Here is a 16,863-nt window from a genome sequence, read left to right on the forward strand (position 1 = left end):
CGTAATCCCCGTACTGTAGGGGCATGGATAACAGCACTGCATGGGGCGTCGGCCTCGCAACGATCACCCTGGACGGAACAACTCTCGACACGTGGTATCCCGCCCCGCACCTGGGCGAACCCGGGAGCGATGAGGAGCTGGCAACTTCGCTGGCCCTGCTGGAGCGCGTGGACGATGCGCGCCGCGTGCGTACCGTCGTCGTGACGACGACGATTGACCTGACCGCGGCCCCCGCCTCGACCGAGGACGCTTACCTGCGCCTGCACTTGCTTTCCCACCGCCTGGCGGCGCCCAACACGATCAACCTGGACGGTATCTTCGCGGTGCTGCCCAACGTCGTGTGGACGGATGCGGGTCCGTGTGCGGTCGCCGATTTCGAGGCCACCCGCCTGCGCCTGCGCGCCCGCGACGGCCGCCCCGTGACCGTGCAGGGCATCGACAAGTTCCCGCCGATGGTCAACTACGTGCTGCCCTCGGGCGTACGTATCGCCGACGGCACCCGTGTGCGCCTGGGTGCCTACCTGTCCGAGGGCACGACCGTCATGCACGCCGGCTTCGTCAACTTCAACGCGGGCACGCTGGGTCGCTCCATGGTCGAGGGCCGCGTCTCGCAGGGCGTCGTCATCGGCGATGGCTCGGACGTGGGCGGCGGCGCCTCCACGATGGGCACGCTCTCGGGTGGCGGCAAGCAGCGCGTGCGCCTGGGCGAGCGCTGCCTGCTGGGTGCGAACTCGGGCCTGGGCATCGCTCTGGGCGACGACTGCGTGGTCGAGGCCGGCCTGTACGTGACCGCCGGCGCGAAGGTGACGCTCATTGATTCCTCCGGCGAGGCTGAGCCGCGCACGATTGCAGCGCGCGAGCTGTCGGGTGCGTCGAACATTCTGTTCCGCCGCAACTCTCAGACGGGTCGCATCGAAGCCATCGCCCGCGCGGGCGTCGTGGGCATCGAGCTTAACGACGCGCTGCACGCGTCGAACTGACGAGGACACACCAAACGAGGCCGGGGCGCGTCATGCGTCCCGGCCTCGTTCGGTGTAGAAACCGTCAGCGGGCGGACCATGCCTCGCGGATGCGGCTGGCCGCGGCTGCCACGCGCTCGTCGCTGGCGGTGAGGGCCACGCGCACGCGCCCGTGGGCAGCGGTGCCGTAGAAGTTGCCGGGAGCGGCGAGGATGCCAAGTTCGGCCAGTCGGTCCACGAGCGCCCACGAGTCGGTCAGGTTGGCGGGGTCGGCTACCCACAGGTACAGGCCGGCCGCACTGTCGGGGTCAACGTCGAGGCCGGCGTCGGTCAGGGCCTCGAGGAGGAGGGTGCGTCGCGCGGCGTAGACCTGCCGCTGATCCTCGACGTGCTCGGTGTCAGTCAGGGCGAGGGCCATCGCATGTTGGACGGGGGCGGGCACCATGAGCCCGGAGTGCTTACGCGCGTTCACGATGGGGGCGACCAGCGCGGGGTCGCCGTAGATGAGGGCGGCGCGGTAGCCCGCGAGGTTTGACTGCTTGGACAGCGAGTACAGGACGAGGAGGCCGCTCGCGTCACCGTCGCAGACATCGACATCCAGCAGGGAGGGCACGCCCTCGCTCACATAGGGTTCGGCCCAGGGCAGGGCCGCGTAGCACTCGTCGGACACAACGACAACGCCGTGGGAGCGCGCCCACGCGACGACTCCGCGCAGCTCGTCCTTACTCATGACGTGTCCGTCGGGATTGCCGGGCGAGTTCAGGTAGACGAGGGTGGCCTCGGGCCACGAGTCGGGGTTCGTCGGGTCGACGGGGACGGGAGTCGCTCCAGCCAGGCGGGCACCGATGTCGTAGGTCGGGTAGGCAACCTCGGGAACCAGGACGGTGTCGCCGGGGCGTACGCCGAGCAGGAAGGGGAGCCAGGCGACGGCTTCCTTCGAGCCAATCGTAGGAATCACGCCGCCGGGGCCGACATCGACCATGCCCCGTCGCGCCCCCCAAGCGAGGATCGCATCGCGCACCTCAGCGGTGCCAATCACCGTCGGGTAGCCGTGCGCGTTGGATGCCTCGGCGAGCGCATCTCGGATGAACGCGGGGGTGTCGTCGACGGGCGTGCCGACGCTCAGATCACAGATTCCCCCGGGATGTGCAGCTGCGCGCGCTTTGGCGGGCGCAAGCTGATCCCAGGGGAATTCGGGCAGGTCGAGGGGGCGAGGCAGCGTAGTTGTCATGCCCCTACCCTATCGACTGTCAGAGGTTTTCGGCCTTCCATTCCTCATTCTGAGGAGGCAGCGCGGCAATCATCGGGTCGTCGTAGTCCTGGACGCCGGTCTTCTGGGCACCGCCGGGGCTTCCCAGCTCGTTGAAGAAATCGACGTTGGCGCGCAGGTAGTCCGCCCATTCCTCGGGCAGGTCATCCTCGTAGAAGATCGCTTCGGTGGGGCACACGGGCTCGCACGCGCCGCAGTCCACGCACTCCTCGGGGTGAATGTAGAGCGTGCGCTCCCCCTCGTAGATGCAGTCGACGGGGCACTCGTCCACGCACGCGCGATCCTTGACGTCCACGCACGGCTGCGCGATGACGTAGGTCATGAGACGTTCCTCCTGGTCAGTTCTAAAGACTCGTTGATTCTATTATTCACGTATGAGTAGCCCCGAGTCACCCACCGCACATATTCCCGCGGAAAACGGCGCATTGTCGCCGCATGCCCAGCGCGCGCACGCCGACGCAGGAGAGCAAATTTCCGCACGCCCTCTTCGCGCAATTCCCGATCTGCCGTGGATGCGCTTCGAGGTCGGCGAGAGAATCGTCATCCGTTACCGCCTGGCAGACGGTCTGCACGACGCCCTGGGAGAGGCCTTAGAGGTGGCTCCCACCCACGTCACGGTCGCGACGAGGCGTGGGCCGGTTCGCGTGGATGCCCGCACGATGGTGACGGGCAAGAAGGTGCCTCCCCCGCCCACGATCTAGCGGGCGGAGGGGCGCACTCGGGTGGGTCAGCGGTTGGCGCGGCGCTCGCGAGCGGCGATCTTGAAGCGCTCCTGAGCGTCCAGGACGACCTTGCGCACGCGCACGGCCTCGGGGGTGACCTCGACGCACTCGTCGTTGGCCGCGAACTCGAGGGACTCCTCGAGGGTCAGCTTGCGCGAGGGAGTCAGCGACTCGTACACGTCTGCGGTCGCGCTGCGGGTGTTCGTCTGCTTCTTCTCGCGGCAGATGTTCACGTCCATGTCCTCGCCGCGCGGGTTCTCGCCCACGACCTGACCCTCGTAGACCTCCGAGGAGGGTTCGACGATGAAGGAGCCGCGCTCCTGCAGGTTCGTCATCGCGTAGGGGGTGGCCTGGCCAGCACGGTCGGCGACGAGCGAGCCGGTGAGGCGCTGCTCGATGGTGCCCTGCCAGGGGGCGTAGCCCTCGGCGATGGACGACGCGATGCCGGTGCCGCGCGTTTCGGTGAGGAAACGCGTGCGGAAGCCGATGAGGCCGCGGGCGGGGACGACGAACTCGAGGCGAATCCACCCCGACCCGTGGTTCGCCATGGTTTCCATGCGGCCCTTGCGGGCGGCCATGAGCTGCGTGATGGCACCGAGGTACTCTTCGGGGATGTCGATCGTCATGCGCTCCATGGGCTCGCTGAGGACGCCGTCGATCTCCTTGGTGACGACCTGCGGCTTGCCGACGGTCAGCTCGAAGCCCTCGCGGCGCATCTGCTCAACGAGGATCGCCAGGGCGAGTTCGCCTCGGCCCTGAACTTCCCAGGCGTCGGGACGCTCGGTGGGCAGGACCTTCAGCGACACGTTGCCGATGAGTTCTCGGTCCAGGCGGTCCTTGACCTGACGCGCCGTGACCTTGGCACCCTTGACGCGACCCGCCATGGGCGAGGTGTTGATGCCAATCGTCATAGAGATCGCCGGGTCGTCGACCGTGATGAGTGGGAGGGGACGCGGATCCTCGAGGTCAACGAGGGACTCGCCGATCATGATGTCTTCGATGCCGGCGACGGCGACGATGTCGCCGGGCGCAGCGGAGTCGGTCGAGACGCGCTCGAGGCCCTCGGTGGCCAGCAGCTCGGAGATGTGCACGCGCTGGATGGTGCCGTCGTGGCGGGCCAATCCCACGTCGGCCCCCTTCTTGAGGGTGCCGTTGTGGATGCGCAGCAGGGCCAGACGGCCCAGGAAGGGCGAGGCATCCAGGTTGGTGACGTGCGCCTGCAGGGGCATGTCCTCGTCGTAGGAGGGGCCGGGGATGCGGCTGAGGATAGTCTCGAACAGGGGTTCGAGGTTCTCGGTGGGCAGCTGGCCGTCGCCCGGGTTCTCGAGGGAGCACTTGCCGGCCTTAGCGGAGGCGTACACGACGGGGACGTCCATGAGGGAGTCCACGTCGATGTCGATGCCCTCGTTCATAAGGTCCTCGCCGAGGGAGAGCAGCAGGTCGGTCGTCTCGGAGACGACCTCGTCGATACGCGAGTCGGGGCGGTCAACCTTGTTGACGACGACGATGACGGGCAGGTGGGCCTGGAGGGCCTTGCGCAGCACGAAGCGGGTCTGCGGGAGTGGGCCTTCGGAGGCGTCAACCATGAGGACGACACCGTCGACCATGGACAGGCCGCGCTCAACCTCGCCGCCGAAGTCGGCGTGGCCGGGGGTGTCGATAACGTTGATGGTGACGCCGTCCTGAAGGCCCAGGGCCTGCGCGGCGGGGCCGCGATAGTGGACGGCGGTGTTCTTGGCGAGAATGGTGATGCCCTTTTCTCGTTCAAGATCGCCGGAGTCCATGACGCGCTCGCCGGTCTTTTCGACCGTGTCGCGCTCGGAGAACGCTCCGGATTGCCAGAGCATTGCGTCAACCAGCGTGGTCTTTCCGTGATCGACGTGTGCGACGATCGCGACGTTTCGCAGGTCGGGACGCGTGGGCATATCTGGACTCCTCACATGTGGACACCTATTATTGCGTGTGATGGGGCACAGAAGCCCGGTTGACAATCGGACGGCTGACCGATTCCACGCACATACCTCTCCAGAATATCGGCATACGGAGGGCCTATGCGCATGCCATCCTGCGAAATCCACCACGTCACCACCCCACCCAGCTGGACCGATTGGTCTATTTGCTGAGAAACAACCCCTCCACTTAACTGATAGATATGAGCGACATCGCCACCTTCTCTGCCACTGTCCCCTCAGCCTCGGCACAGATCACCCCTTTCGGGGCACACCTCCTGTCCTGGCATCCAACCAACGATGATGACGTCCTATGGCTTTCCTCCCGCGCCGTGCTCGACGGCACGACAGCAATCCGCGGTGGCGTCCCCCTCTGTCTTCCCTGGTTCGGGGGCCCTGATGACTCCCCATCACGACCAGGGCCGGGCGCGGGGGCTCACGGATTTGCCCGCACCTCCATGTGGAAGCTCCGCTCCTCGTCCCACCCCACGAACGACGCCCCGGCCTCGTTCTCTTTCGAGCTGCACCACACGGGCGAGACCTCCATGCTCTACCCCCATTCCTTCTGCGCGCGCCTCGATGTGAGCGCGGGTGACGAGCTGAGCATGAGCCTGACCCTGACGAACGAGGACGATCACCCCTTCGCGATTGAGGCCGCCATGCACACCTACCTGCGCGTCGGGGACGTCAAGGACGTGAGCATCGAGGGCTTGGACGGCGAGCGCTACTTCGACAAGGTGCGCGGCCGCTACGTCACTCAGTGCGGGGACCTGAGCTTCGTGGGTTTCACTGACCGCATCTACACGACGACGCAGCAGGTCAGCGTCATCGACCCCAAGCTGGACCGACGCATCATCGTGGATAAGAACGGCTCCGGCTCCACCATCGTGTGGAACCCCTGGTCACAGGGTGCGGCCACCATGAGCGATATCGGCGAGGGCGAGTGGCAGCACTTCGTGTGCGTAGAGACCGCGGCGGTGCGCGAGAGGGCGCTGACGCTGTGGCCGGGCCACCCTCACATCATGACGCAGACCCTCGCCGTGGAGACGCTGGACTGAGCGGCCCGCGGGTAGGATTGAGGGCAGCTACGACCAGAAAGGCCACCATGGCTCTCACCTCCGCGATTGCGTCCGCCTACCTGTCTGTTTCCCGGTGGAAGCTGTCTACGCAGCCCCTGCCGGACAAGGTCATCGTTATCGGTGCCCCGCACACCTCGAATTGGGACGGCGTCTTCATGGCGATTTCCATGTGGAAGTCGGGGCGCACGTTCTCGTTCCTGGTGAAGGATTCCGTGGTGAAGGCCCCGGTGCTGGGTTGGTTCGTCAAGAAGATCGGCGCGGTTCCCGTGGAGCGCAGCGCGGCCCACGGCCTCGTCGAGCAGGTCGCCCAGCGTATCCGCGAGTCCGACTCGTTCACGCTGTGCATCACCCCGAAGGGGACGCGTTCGCCGCGTGAGTTCTGGAAGTCGGGCTTCTACCGCATCGCCATGGAGGCGGATGTGCCGATCCAGCTGGGCTTCATCGACCGCAACACCCGCACCTTCGGGTGGGGGCCGACGTACCGTCTGACGGGTGATGTGCGGGCCGACATGGACGTGATTCGCGCGTTTTACGCGGGCAAGGTGGGCGTCAAGCCCGCCAAGACCTCGGTCCCGCGTCTGCGTTCCGAGGACGAGGCGTCGTGAGGGGTGCACGCGCAATGGCCTGCGCCGGTGGGGCGCTGGCGCTGTGTGCGCTCGGTGCGCCCGCTGTCGCGGATGATCCGACGCCGATTCACCTGGCTGAGGTCTACGACATCACTCCGGGGGTGTCCGCCACCCACGAGGTGACGCTCTCGACGGATCATCCGCTCATCGGCGAGCAGTGCCAATCGATGGGGACGGGCGCGCAAGCGTCCTCCGCCGTGCTGGTTGATGTCAACGGTATCGACGGCTGCCGCTTCACGTGGGTGCTGCCCAGTGCGGGGTCGGAGGTCGTGACGGTCGACTCTGGCGGCGTTTTCCACTTTCATTCGGAATCCGCCCGCCTTCTCGAGGGGTTTTCCACGCCCGAGGCCGTCGCCACCATCGACTCTGTCACGCTGGTCGCGCACGCCTCCGAGATCGTCGAGGCCTCGGAAGGTGGGGCCGTCACGTCCGCGGGCGTCTCAACGAAGACGGACGCGAGCACGGTCACGTGGACGAATGTGCGCGACGATGTGACCGCGACGGGCACGGTGGACGCCGATGCGGCGGCCGCGTCCCCCACGCCTTCCGTTTCTCCCACACCGTCCCCGTCGCCATCACCGAGCCGGGAACGAGGCGGGGGTTCCGCGCGCTCGTCCCTGACCCCGATCCTTGCGATCACCGGCGGCGTCCTCGCGCTGGTTCTCGTGGGCGCGTTCATTCGGTGGATTCGCCGGTCGCGTCAGGCGGCGGCCGACGCCCAATTCGATTGGGATGCATCCGTGCGAGCGTCGCAGCGCGAGGCCGCCTTGGAGGCGAAGACGGGAGCAGCGCCCTACGCGTCCCCCACGCCTGGGTCCGCGCTGTCGGCGCTCACGCCTGCGCCGCCCGCACTGGGGGCCGATTCGCCTCGCGAAGACCCCACGGATATGCCGCCCACCCCGGAGTCCAGCGAGCGCTTCGCTCCCCCGACGGACGACTGATCATTCGAGCGATGCTCGGGTGTTCTAGCCGATGTGGAAGTAACGCTCGACGAGTTCTTCGACGGACACCCGCGAGTCGGCCAGGTCGTCTCGCAGGTGCATGTCGCCCAGCTCGACCAGGCGCGCGGCCCACGAGTCAATGAGACCGACCGGGAACACACCGCCTTCCTCGTAGTCTTCGCGCTGCGTGAGAAGGCGGCCCGCGGCCTCGAAACACGACGAGGGCAGCTGGTCGAGGCCGGGGGTCTGTGAGGCGTCACCGTCAACTTTGCGCTTGCGCGCGTAATCGGCCATGCCGGGCCGTGTCAGCCCTATGCGCGCGGCAACCACGATACCTGCCAGGAGCAGATGGATGGCCGCCGACCCGTCCGGGCTGCGCAGCTCGATGGTCTGCGAGTCGTTAGGAAGTCCTGCGATGGGCGGCTCGTTCGGGTTCGCGTCCCGGAACATCGAGTCGTCGATATTCTGCCACCCGAGGGGCACGCGCACGAGGACCGAGCGGTTACGGTCACCCCAGCAGATCGCGGTCGGCGCCTCCTGATGAGGCACGAGGCGCAGGAACGAGGTAGGCACGGTGTTCCCGAAAGCCGTCAGCGACGCGGCGTGCGACAGGTAGCCGCCGATGACTTTCAGGGCCGCCTCCGTGAGGCCCGATCCCGTAGAGAACTGGTTGACGCCGTCCTTGACCAGGCGGGTGTGGAAGTGCATGCCGGATCCGGCCTGACCCACCGCAATCTTGGGCGAGAAGGACACTTCGATGCCGTATGAGTGGGCGACCTCGCGCAGCACCCACTTGGCCAGCACCATCTGATCGGCCGCGGCGCACGCGTCTACGGGCAGGAACTCGATCTCCTGCTGGATCATCTGACGCCCATCCGACACGAAGTTACCGACCTCGGAGTGAGCGTATTTGACGGCGCACCCCATGCTCACCAGGTGGAGCAGGGTCTCGGTACGTACGTCCTCCCACTTCGAGAACGGCCCAGACTCGTGGTAGCCACGCTGGGGTTCGACCCGGAACAGCGGGTCCTCCGGGGAGAAGAGGTAGTACTCGAGTTCGCCGAGGGCCTCGAGGGTGCAGCCTGTCTCCGCTTCGAGGGCGCGCTGAGCCTTGCGCAGGATCTCCTGCGGGGCCGAGGCCAGGGGCGCTCCGCTCACATCGTAGAAACCGCACAGGAACTCCACCGTGGGGATCGCGGAGAAAGGGTTGAGGAACGCGGTGGCCAGGCGCGGTACCACGTACAGGTCGGAGGACGTTGCCTCGACGAAGGAGAAGAGCGAGGATCCGTCGACGCGCTCACCGAGGGTGAGGACACGGTCGAGATGCGCCTTGGATTGAATCGCAAAGTTAAGGGTCTTCAGCCGACCATCTCCGCCGACGTAGCGAAGGTTGAGCATCGAGATCCGATTGTCTTCGATGTATCCGATGATGTCGGCCTTCGTGAACTCTTGCGCGGGCTTCCCTAAGGCTTGCACGAGGGGATTCGGGCTGAGGGAGACGGTGTCAGTCGAGAGCATCTCAAACTCCTCTTTGAGCATGACTTGTTTCACACGATCACCCCACACGTTACCACCACACGACTACCCCAACACCCGCACGCCACCATCCGATGTCCACTTTTTCGCGACCATTCCCCGTCAAACAAATACAGTGTCTTAGTGACGCTTGTTACACTTTTACTAGCCGCACATTAGGAGATTTAACGGCGATCGCAGCTTTATCCGTCCCCCACGATCCCACAATGCGCCCCGCGTGTTCCTGGCGCAGTGTCTTCATCGACTCAGCGCACACGTTCTGGCCAGTGCCCCACGTGGAGCTTCTCCTCATCATCATGGCCAGGTATCATCTCAACGTCCTGCACTGGCGACTCGCCAACGACACGGCATGGCGCATCCCGATCCCCAGCTTCCACCTTCTCACCGGCGCAGGAGCACAAGCGCCCCGCCCGGCAACCGATGGGCACGCGACCTCCCTCCGATTAGGAGGCGGCCTCGCACACCCACCCCACTGCGCACACGGCTTTTACTCCGAGGCCGACATCCGCCACCTCGTCACCTACGCGGCGGCTCGCGACATTCGCATCATCCCCGAAATCTCCTTCCCCCCACGTACAGATGCCCCGATCCGCGCCTACCCCACGTACAGATGCCCCGATCCGCGCCTATCCCACGATGAGCAACCCGAGCCTCGTCCGCTCCCCCACACACACGGGCGAGACGGCCCCACGGCCACATACGACTCCACACCGTTCGAGCAGGCGCACCAGCTCCACTCACGACTGCCGGAGGCCATGTCAACCGAACGATTACGAGGAGTCGAAGCCCTCATCCACCCCACCAGGATCACGAGTTCAGACCCGGCCTTCCTCCACCTACTCCCCCACCTCCTCGTCACCGCCGAGGCCGCATGGCATGGATCAGTCACACTACCGTGGAAGCAGCTCTCCCCTCTGATCGACAACGAGCTCACTTACCTGCGCCACACCGTTGCCTACTGGAAGACACCGCGGACATAAGTGAGGGCCGCGCGCCAATTCAGACACGCGGCCCTGTGCCCCCTAGCGGGGCGAGGTCCGGAGCAGGCATGGAACCCCACCCCGCCAGGCTCCTATGAGCGCGGCGACCACGATTTCAAGCGCTCAGCAAGTTCACGCGCGCAAGTATCCAAGCGCTCAGCTTCTAGCGCGTCCTCACGTTTGACTGCACGCCAATACTCGACCTTTGTGTGCAAGAACTCACGGCGCAATTCGATGATCTGCGCCTCCTCCTGAAGGCGCGCATCCTGCTGCTCAAGGAGGGAAATAAACTCGGAAATATCACGGTCTACACCCAAACCCGAGCGCACATAGTCCCGCATATCAGCAATCGACATACCCGACGCCGACAGACACGCGACCCAGGTGAGCAGCTCCAGGTCACCCTCCGTATAGATACGATGCCCACTCGAGGGATCGCGCGCAATGGCAGGAATAACGCTGACATCCTCGTAATAGCGCAGGGTGGATGGGGGCAAGCCAACGAGCGCCGCTACCTCCTTAATAGAGTACGTGCGCCCGGAGCCTGTTCCTGCCATGACCTCACCCTAAAAGACCTCAAGCCCTTGAAGTCAAGCGGAATTGGGGGACGTGCATCACGCGGCGCGACCTGCACAAAGATCGCGTCCGCGTGACCGTGCGGCCACTCACGACCGCGACGGGAGTTCGACCGCTAGACCACCATCATCGGAGAAGCTCCGCTCGATGCTGGAAGGCCCAAATCGAGAAGGGTTCATCTCGCATTTTCTTCTCCGCACGCCCCAGCAGCTCGCAGCCACCATTCGTATAAAAGCGAGCATTGGATTCCGTACACGTCACCAGTCCGTACGCGCGCCCACCCCGCTTCGCCACAAAGTCGGGAAGGACTTTGGCAACGAGCCATCGGCCTACTCCCCGACCCTGCATCCGCTTATCGACCGACAAAATCTCGAGATACCAGTCAAAATCGCCATTATCGATAGCGACCTGATCTCCGTCGTAGGCCGCCTGGGCAAAGTCAGCCACCAAGAGCGGAGATGCGTAGCGGAAGAGGCGATACCCGCCGCTGACCACGTTACGCCACAAGCCGATTGGCCGATCATGCATGAGTGCAACGGCGATAACCTGTCCCTCATGTTCAACGACGAGAGCGTTTCTGGAGGCCAGGTAGGCTTTCGCCATCATCTCGTTGAGGACAGCCAGACATTGTGGGTAACGCTCCGTCTGGTAGACATATGGCTTGAGCGTGAGATGAAATGGATAGTCAAGAAATCCTTCCGTGATAATGCGTGTCATTTCAGGAATATCTGCACTCGTTGCGGGCCGACACTTCACAGCGCCCCTCCTCTGTTAGACCAGATAGCACCTCGTAATAAGGTCGAAAACCTGACGTCAGGTAGACGGTTGTCATACTACGCGATGATTTCTCAGGAGACCTTGTCAGTTAGAGGATTTTTTCTTTGACATGCGAGGCATACCAACTTGACGTTCGGTCAGACATTCTCGGGCATCGTCCCCTCCATTGCTTTGCGCGCGCGAACAGACGATAATCGAGTGACCTAGATCCAGGAGGATTGCATGCGACTTTTCCGCACCCTGTGCGCAACGCTCGGGACCCTATTCATCGTGTCGACCCCGTCGTTAGGGGCCTACGCAGCCGCGATCCCGCCTTTGTCGGAGACGTCCGTCCTGGCTACGGACGTCCACCTCACTGACGCGGCATCGGCCCTTTCTGTGGAGAACAAGGGCAGCGCCACCGTGGCCGCACCGTTGCGTGCCGCCGCTGAGGAGGCATCGTCGACTCCATCTTTGTGGCTATTGACCGCCCTGATCATCAGCATCATCATCCTTGTTCTGGTGGTCGTCTTCATCGTCTACGCCTTGCGTTCACAGAAGGCCAAGAAGAAGTCACAGGCTCAGCGTGTGCCCCCCTCAGGCCAGGGAAGCGTTCCTTTCCCGGCACGGCCCGGCATGCCCGAGGCCTCGGCATACACTGGTGGTCCCGCTCAGTTCGGTCAGGGAGCAACGTACAACCCCTACCCTGCGCAGAATGCGACACCCGGTGACCCGACGCCGCGCGAAACGGGCTTCGTCTGGCAACGACAGACGGGGCCCGCCCCGACTGTTCCTCCGCAGCCCATCTACGCTCCCACAGCTGGCGGCATCCCCGGCCAGCCTCTCGGTGCTCCCATGGGCATGCCCCCCTCCGATCAGCGCGGCCCCAATTCTGCGACACCCCAGCACGAGCCGCAGCAGCCCACGATGGGTGGTGCCGCGGTGGTCCGCGGTACCGCTTCCATGTCGGGTGAGAAGACAGAACTGCTCACGACATTTGGCGGTTCAGATCCCGATGCGAAGACGCAGTTGTTCGGCACCTACGACGACCAAGCCGACCCCGACGCCAAGACGCAGTTGTTCGGCACCTACGACGACCAAGCCGACCCCGACGCCAAGACACAGCTATTCGGCACCTACGACGACCAAGCCGCACCTGTCGCGGCTCCCGCTGCTGAGCCGGTCGAGGCACCCAAGACGGAACCGGTCGCGGCGTCCCATGGAGCAGCACCCGCAGCCCCCATTCCTGCGCCTGCACCTGAGACCACCCCTGCGACGCCCGAAGACCCCGGCGTGCTCACCGTCAAGCTCCCGCGCTACAAGCCCGAGGCGCAGTCCCAGCCCGCACCCGCACAAGAACCCCAACCCGAGCAACCCGCACCCGCTGAGCCAGCTGCGACACCCGAAGACCCCGGCATGCTCACCGTCAAGCTCCCACGCTTCAAGCCCGAAGCACAGGCACAACCCGCACCCGAAGCCGAGTCCGCCGCAGCACCCGAAGACCCCGGCATGCTCACCGTCAAGCTCCCACGCTTCAAGCCCGAGGCACAGTCCCAGCCCGCACCCGCACAAGAACCCCAACCCGAGCAGCCTGCCCCCGCTCAGTCCGCCGCGCAGCCGGAGCAGGTCGACGCACCCGCTCCCGAGCAAGCGCCGGCCGAGGCACCTCAGTACGTTGACGTCCCGACCGTCAAGCTGCTGCGGGTCCCCACCCAGCAAGCATCTGCCGCGTCGCCCGAGCAGGCCGCACCTCCTGAGCCGGAACACGTCGCGTCGCCCGAAGCGTCCTCCGCCCCCGCATCGACTGGCGCACCTCAGCCGGTTGCCGCGCCGCAGCCACGCGTCGCGCCCGAGGCGATGCCCGCCCCGGCCTCGTCCCTTGGGGATGACTCGGATGAAGGCGTGCCCACCGTGCAGATGCCTCAGTTCGACAGGATGGATTCCTTCGACTGGGACTCCCCCGCCGCGAGCCAGCAGGCCCCGCAAGCCCAGCAGGCACCGCAGACTCCTGCGGTGCCGGCCGCGCCGCAGATGCAGGTACCTCAGCAGCCCATGCCGACGGCACCCGCTCAGCCCTTCCCGCCGGTAGATCAGGGCGCTGCCGCGCAGCAGGTTCCCACGGTACCCCAGGCTCCCGAGCAATCCGGCGGCTTCCAGGAGAGCTGGACCTCGCAGTTCTCGTGGAGCGAAGAGATCCGTCCGGAGCCGCAAGCGCAGAAGAAGCGCCGCTGGCCCTGGTCGAAGCGCCGCAAGCAGAAGGGTGAAGAAGAGGCCGCACAGGCGCTGCCCGAGGGCAATGCGCCCGGCGCTACCGCGCACATGCCGGTGATCGCCGTCGACGCGCAGGACGACGACTGGCAGAACTGGAACTCACGGAACTGACGTGTGAGACCCGAGGGGCGTTCGTTAGTGCGAGCGCCCCTCGGTTGTTGTCTCTTCCAGGGTGGAGGCGTTATCGGCGCTGATTTCGTCGGCCACCGCAGCGCTCACGACGCCCGTGGAGTCTTCCCCGGCCTCGTCAATGTATCCGTAGCGTTCCGCGAGGAAGCGTTCCCGGTAGAGGTGGTCGGCCGTGTCGCCGATCGTGCGCATGAGGGAGGCATTCAGAAACGCGCCCACGAGGATGCCAATGAACGGCACGATTTGGGCAACCTTCATGCCCGCCAGGCGCGAGCCAAGGGAAGCAACCAAGGGGTTCACGGCAGCCGAGATCGCGTTGGTCCCGACGGCATCCATTGGCCCTTGCTTGGCGATGTCACGCACGACCTTGTTGACGGCGATCAACGTCGTTTGCTTTTCGACAACCTGGTTGCCGGTAGCGCGTTTCGGATCGATCGCCTGGGAGAGAACCATCGTGGCGAAATGGTTTTCCGCGGGATCAACCGTGTCGTAGCCGTAATAGGCCGCCGTGTGGGAGACCAGGCGCGTCGCAGCGCCCAGGAACGTTACGATGTCGAGGGCGAGCGCAAAGGTCGTGATCGCAATGCCGGGGGCCGAGATGATCCCCAGGCCGAGGACGGCAGCGACCGAACCTCCCGTCGCGACGATGCTGGTCAGCGCACCTTCGATAGCCACGGCGCTCGAATACGCGATCTTCAGGTGAGGTCTCACCGGGCGAATCTGGTCGAGGCTCAAACCGAGGCTACGGATATCCTCCAGCCGCTCAACATCGTAACCCGCCTCTCGGTAAGACTTCAGAATGCGCTCGCGACGCACCGAGGCCTCGGATACCGACGTCGCCTTCTCCATAAGGCGCAGCGCCGACGAAGACATCGTCGAGGCGATGGCCGCGCCGCCGGGGACCTTTCGCGCGAGCCTGACTGCCTTCCTGACAGGTGCCATTGCGTAGGCGCGCAGGCGCTGGGAAATGACGCGAGGACGCAGGGGACTAATCTGTGCCTCTTTCCACTGCTGAATCTCGTCCCATTGGGCCGCGTCGGCGGCGCTCATGCGGGCACGTGTGTCGTCGGGCGCAGGTCCCTCAGTCGTAGCCTCTTCCTTCACGCCTCCACCCTACACAGCGGCGTCCTCCCATGCCCCTCGGACGTTTCCTCTCCCCTGTTATGCTTGTGTTTCGGTACTCACTCATGACCTCACGTGGGAGGAACGTCCGTGGATTCGCGCTCACAGCTCATCGCGCAGATCAATGCTCTGCATGAAGAACAAGAACACCAGAAGATCATTGCGCTCATCGAACGCGATGCGCCAACATCGCTGGACTACGAGCTGACTGGCCTGCTGGCGCGCGCCTACATTAACTACGCGCAGCCGTACATGGATTCCTTCAAGGAACTCATCGGGCACGCCGTCGAGCTGCTGCGCGGCGTTGAAGCAGAGGGCATGGCAGACCCGGTGTGGTACTACCGCATTGGTACCGCCCTGTACTGGCAGGATGAGGAGGAGAGCGCGCTGACCTACCTCGAGCAGTGCCTCGCCATGGATCCAACCAACGAGCACGCGCCGGAGGTCATCGAGCAGTGCAAGCGCGCCCTTGATCGCCGCCGGGTTGTGCGTCCCGTCGAACTCAAGCGCCTCGTCGACTTCTTCGAAACGAATGACTACGCCTACGACGTGAAGGACAACCGCCTGCACACGGGTTTCACGAACGGCTTCTACGTGTTCTCGGTCGTCAATGACGGCGCGGATGTGAGCATGTGGGGCGCTGTGCGCGAAGAGGTCTCGATGGAGCTGCGTTCGCGTCTCCTGCAGGCTTGTAACGACTGGAACGCGTCCACGACGTGGCCCAAGGTCTACGTCGCATCTCTGGACGACGGCCGTCAGCGCCTGTGCGCCGAGCAGTATGTGACTGCCCGTCTGGGCCTGACTGACTCGCAGCTGTTCGTCAATCTTGATCGTTTCATCTCGAGTGCCGAGTCTTTCTTCAAGGATCAGATCGAGCGCATCCCTGCCCTGGGCGGCACGGAGGAGTAAACGCCCTAACCCGTCCGCGCCACCGCTCCGGTGAGCCGCGAGCGCGCGCTGACCCGGGCCTCGTCCCCGTCGACGAGGCCCGGGTTCGTTATGTGCTCAGCTGTCGCCACTCGCCCCGATCCGGCATACAATGTATGTACGAGCGGAAAGGAGCGCGACATGTCTGCGCACGCAACTGCCACAAAGTCATCTCGCATCAACCTGCGTTTGACGCCTGCGCAGGAGGAAAAGCTGCGCTACGTCGCGAGCACTACGCAGACGTCGCTGAGCGATTTTGTCCTCGCGTCCGCCCTGGAACGCGCGGATCAGGTGCTGGAGGACCGCACGGAGTTCGTCGCAACAGACGAGGATTTCGAGCGTCTGTTGGAGGCCCTGGACGCGCCGCTTCCGACGACAAAAATCCAAGCGCTCGCCGCCCGCCCCTCCCCCGTCGGATCGACGCTGACATGGACGGACTAGAGCTCCCGGTGCTCGATGCTCCCCGCCGGTTGGCGCGCCATGACAAGCGCAGCGATTTCACGTGTGGAAACGACGAACTGGACACCTGGTTTCACCGCTATGCGTGGCAAAACCAGCGGGCCAACAACGCGGTGACCTACGTGTGCCAGCAGAGCGGGCGTATCGCCGGCTACTACGCGCTAGCGGCAGCGACGATTCGGCGCGAGTGGTCGCCGGATGACTGTGCTGCCCACCGACCCCGGTCAATCCCGTGCATGCTCCTGGCCAGGCTCGCGGTTGACCGCCGAGTACAGGGGCAGGGTGTGGGCGCGACGCTCCTGCTCGACGCGCTTCGCCGGACTCTCGCGGCATCGGACCAGTTCGGAATCGCCGCGCTGCTCATCCACTGCAAGGACGAGCACGCACGCGACTTCTACACGCATCACGTTGACGCACTGGTCTCGCCTATCGCCCCGCTGCAGCTCATCGTGCCGACGCAAACGATTGCACTCGCGTTGGGTACCGCGCACGAGTAGCTGTCCTCCGCCACGCGCCGCCGCTTCGGTGAGCCGCGAGCGCGCGCTGACCCGGGCCTCGTCC

General features: G+C 65.0%; 17 protein-coding genes. 10 read left to right on the top strand and 7 right to left on the bottom strand.

Translation table 11 applies throughout. The features are described 5' to 3' along the window. The first annotated feature begins 23 nt into the window (after positions 1-23). A complete protein-coding gene (gene dapD / locus HMPREF1136_RS04830) occupies positions 24-980 on the top strand; it encodes a 2,3,4,5-tetrahydropyridine-2,6-dicarboxylate N-succinyltransferase (protein ID WP_009648206.1) in 957 nt (318 codons plus the stop codon). A gap of 64 nt (positions 981-1,044) precedes the next feature. Here the strand turns inward: dapD and dapC are convergent, their stop codons facing one another. Next, the gene (gene dapC, locus HMPREF1136_RS04835; RefSeq protein ID WP_009648202.1) at positions 1,045-2,190 is read right to left on the bottom strand and encodes a succinyldiaminopimelate transaminase; all 1,146 of its coding nucleotides are present in this window, start codon (positions 2,188-2,190) and stop codon (positions 1,045-1,047) included. A 19-nt stretch (positions 2,191-2,209) separates the two neighbouring features. Next, entirely contained in the window at positions 2,210-2,551 is a 342-nt protein-coding gene (gene fdxA / locus HMPREF1136_RS04840; protein ID WP_009648216.1) for a ferredoxin, read from the bottom strand. Positions 2,552-2,603: 52 nt separating this feature from the next. Between fdxA and HMPREF1136_RS11185 the strand changes: the two genes are divergently transcribed. After that, complete coding sequence (locus HMPREF1136_RS11185; protein WP_034504959.1) at positions 2,604-2,930, top strand: putative acetyltransferase; 327 nt, start codon at positions 2,604-2,606, stop codon at positions 2,928-2,930. Between the two features lie 26 nt (positions 2,931-2,956). On the opposite strand, the gene typA is transcribed toward HMPREF1136_RS11185, so the two are convergent. Beyond that, positions 2,957-4,876 carry a translational GTPase TypA gene (typA, locus tag HMPREF1136_RS04850; protein WP_009648196.1) on the bottom strand — a complete coding sequence of 640 codons (1,920 nt, stop codon included), beginning with the start codon at positions 4,874-4,876 and terminating at the stop codon, positions 2,957-2,959. 227 nt (positions 4,877-5,103) lie between these two features. Here typA and HMPREF1136_RS04855 point away from each other — a divergent pair, with 227 nt between their 5' ends. Genes HMPREF1136_RS04855 through HMPREF1136_RS04865 form a run of 3 tightly spaced genes read left to right on the top strand, consistent with a single transcriptional unit; the run spans position 5,104 to position 7,546 of the window. Beyond that, the gene (locus tag HMPREF1136_RS04855) at positions 5,104-5,958 is read left to right on the top strand and encodes a D-hexose-6-phosphate mutarotase (protein WP_034504961.1); all 855 of its coding nucleotides are present in this window, start codon (positions 5,104-5,106) and stop codon (positions 5,956-5,958) included. A gap of 47 nt (positions 5,959-6,005) precedes the next feature. Then, complete coding sequence (locus HMPREF1136_RS04860; RefSeq protein WP_009648208.1) at positions 6,006-6,584, top strand: 1-acyl-sn-glycerol-3-phosphate acyltransferase; 579 nt, start codon at positions 6,006-6,008, stop codon at positions 6,582-6,584. Further along, on the top strand, positions 6,581-7,546 hold the full coding sequence (locus tag HMPREF1136_RS04865) for an EGFR-like transmembrane domain-containing protein (protein WP_009648198.1): 966 nt from the start codon (positions 6,581-6,583) through the stop codon (positions 7,544-7,546). The genes HMPREF1136_RS04860 and HMPREF1136_RS04865 overlap by 4 nt, the downstream gene beginning before the upstream one ends. 24 nt (positions 7,547-7,570) lie before the next feature. On the opposite strand, the gene HMPREF1136_RS04870 is transcribed toward HMPREF1136_RS04865, so the two are convergent. Then, entirely contained in the window at positions 7,571-9,064 is a 1,494-nt protein-coding gene (locus HMPREF1136_RS04870; protein WP_034504977.1) for a glutamine synthetase family protein, read from the bottom strand. A 224-nt stretch (positions 9,065-9,288) separates the two neighbouring features. Here HMPREF1136_RS04870 and HMPREF1136_RS10285 point away from each other — a divergent pair, with 224 nt between their 5' ends. Then, complete coding sequence (locus HMPREF1136_RS10285) at positions 9,289-10,062, top strand: family 20 glycosylhydrolase (protein WP_009648211.1); 774 nt, start codon at positions 9,289-9,291, stop codon at positions 10,060-10,062. Between the two features lie 92 nt (positions 10,063-10,154). Here the strand turns inward: HMPREF1136_RS10285 and HMPREF1136_RS04880 are convergent, their stop codons facing one another. Both HMPREF1136_RS04880 and HMPREF1136_RS04885 read right to left on the bottom strand, forming a co-directional pair. Continuing rightward, complete coding sequence (locus tag HMPREF1136_RS04880) at positions 10,155-10,619, bottom strand: MerR family transcriptional regulator (protein WP_009648199.1); 465 nt, start codon at positions 10,617-10,619, stop codon at positions 10,155-10,157. Positions 10,620-10,764: 145 nt separating this feature from the next. Further along, positions 10,765-11,355 (bottom strand): GNAT family N-acetyltransferase, encoded by a 591-nt coding sequence (locus HMPREF1136_RS04885; RefSeq protein ID WP_051023519.1) that lies wholly within the window; start codon positions 11,353-11,355, stop codon positions 10,765-10,767. A 282-nt stretch (positions 11,356-11,637) separates the two neighbouring features. Here HMPREF1136_RS04885 and HMPREF1136_RS04890 point away from each other — a divergent pair, with 282 nt between their 5' ends. Next, the gene (locus tag HMPREF1136_RS04890; protein ID WP_009648210.1) at positions 11,638-13,776 is read left to right on the top strand and encodes a hypothetical protein; all 2,139 of its coding nucleotides are present in this window, start codon (positions 11,638-11,640) and stop codon (positions 13,774-13,776) included. A 24-nt stretch (positions 13,777-13,800) separates the two neighbouring features. On the opposite strand, the gene HMPREF1136_RS04895 is transcribed toward HMPREF1136_RS04890, so the two are convergent. Further along, the gene (locus HMPREF1136_RS04895; RefSeq protein ID WP_009648219.1) at positions 13,801-14,898 is read right to left on the bottom strand and encodes an EcsC family protein; all 1,098 of its coding nucleotides are present in this window, start codon (positions 14,896-14,898) and stop codon (positions 13,801-13,803) included. 108 nt (positions 14,899-15,006) lie between these two features. Between HMPREF1136_RS04895 and HMPREF1136_RS04900 the strand changes: the two genes are divergently transcribed. The 3 genes from HMPREF1136_RS04900 to HMPREF1136_RS04910 all read left to right on the top strand — a co-directional run bounded on the left by HMPREF1136_RS04900 (position 15,007) and on the right by HMPREF1136_RS04910 (position 16,799). Further along, positions 15,007-15,825 carry a YbjN domain-containing protein gene (locus HMPREF1136_RS04900; RefSeq protein ID WP_009648215.1) on the top strand — a complete coding sequence of 273 codons (819 nt, stop codon included), beginning with the start codon at positions 15,007-15,009 and terminating at the stop codon, positions 15,823-15,825. 159 nt (positions 15,826-15,984) lie between these two features. Continuing rightward, positions 15,985-16,284: a type II toxin-antitoxin system TacA family antitoxin gene (locus HMPREF1136_RS04905; RefSeq protein ID WP_009648225.1), complete on the top strand. Its 300-nt coding sequence runs from the start codon at positions 15,985-15,987 to the stop codon at positions 16,282-16,284. Next, positions 16,272-16,799, top strand: coding sequence for a GNAT family N-acetyltransferase (locus HMPREF1136_RS04910; protein ID WP_034504963.1), 528 nt, complete (start codon positions 16,272-16,274; stop codon positions 16,797-16,799). Before HMPREF1136_RS04905 ends, HMPREF1136_RS04910 begins: the two co-directional genes overlap by 13 nt. Positions 16,800-16,863: the final 64 nt, after the last annotated feature.

This window comes from Actinomyces sp. ICM47, from assembly GCF_000278725.1.
Taxonomy (GTDB): Bacteria; Actinomycetota; Actinomycetes; order Actinomycetales; family Actinomycetaceae; genus Pauljensenia.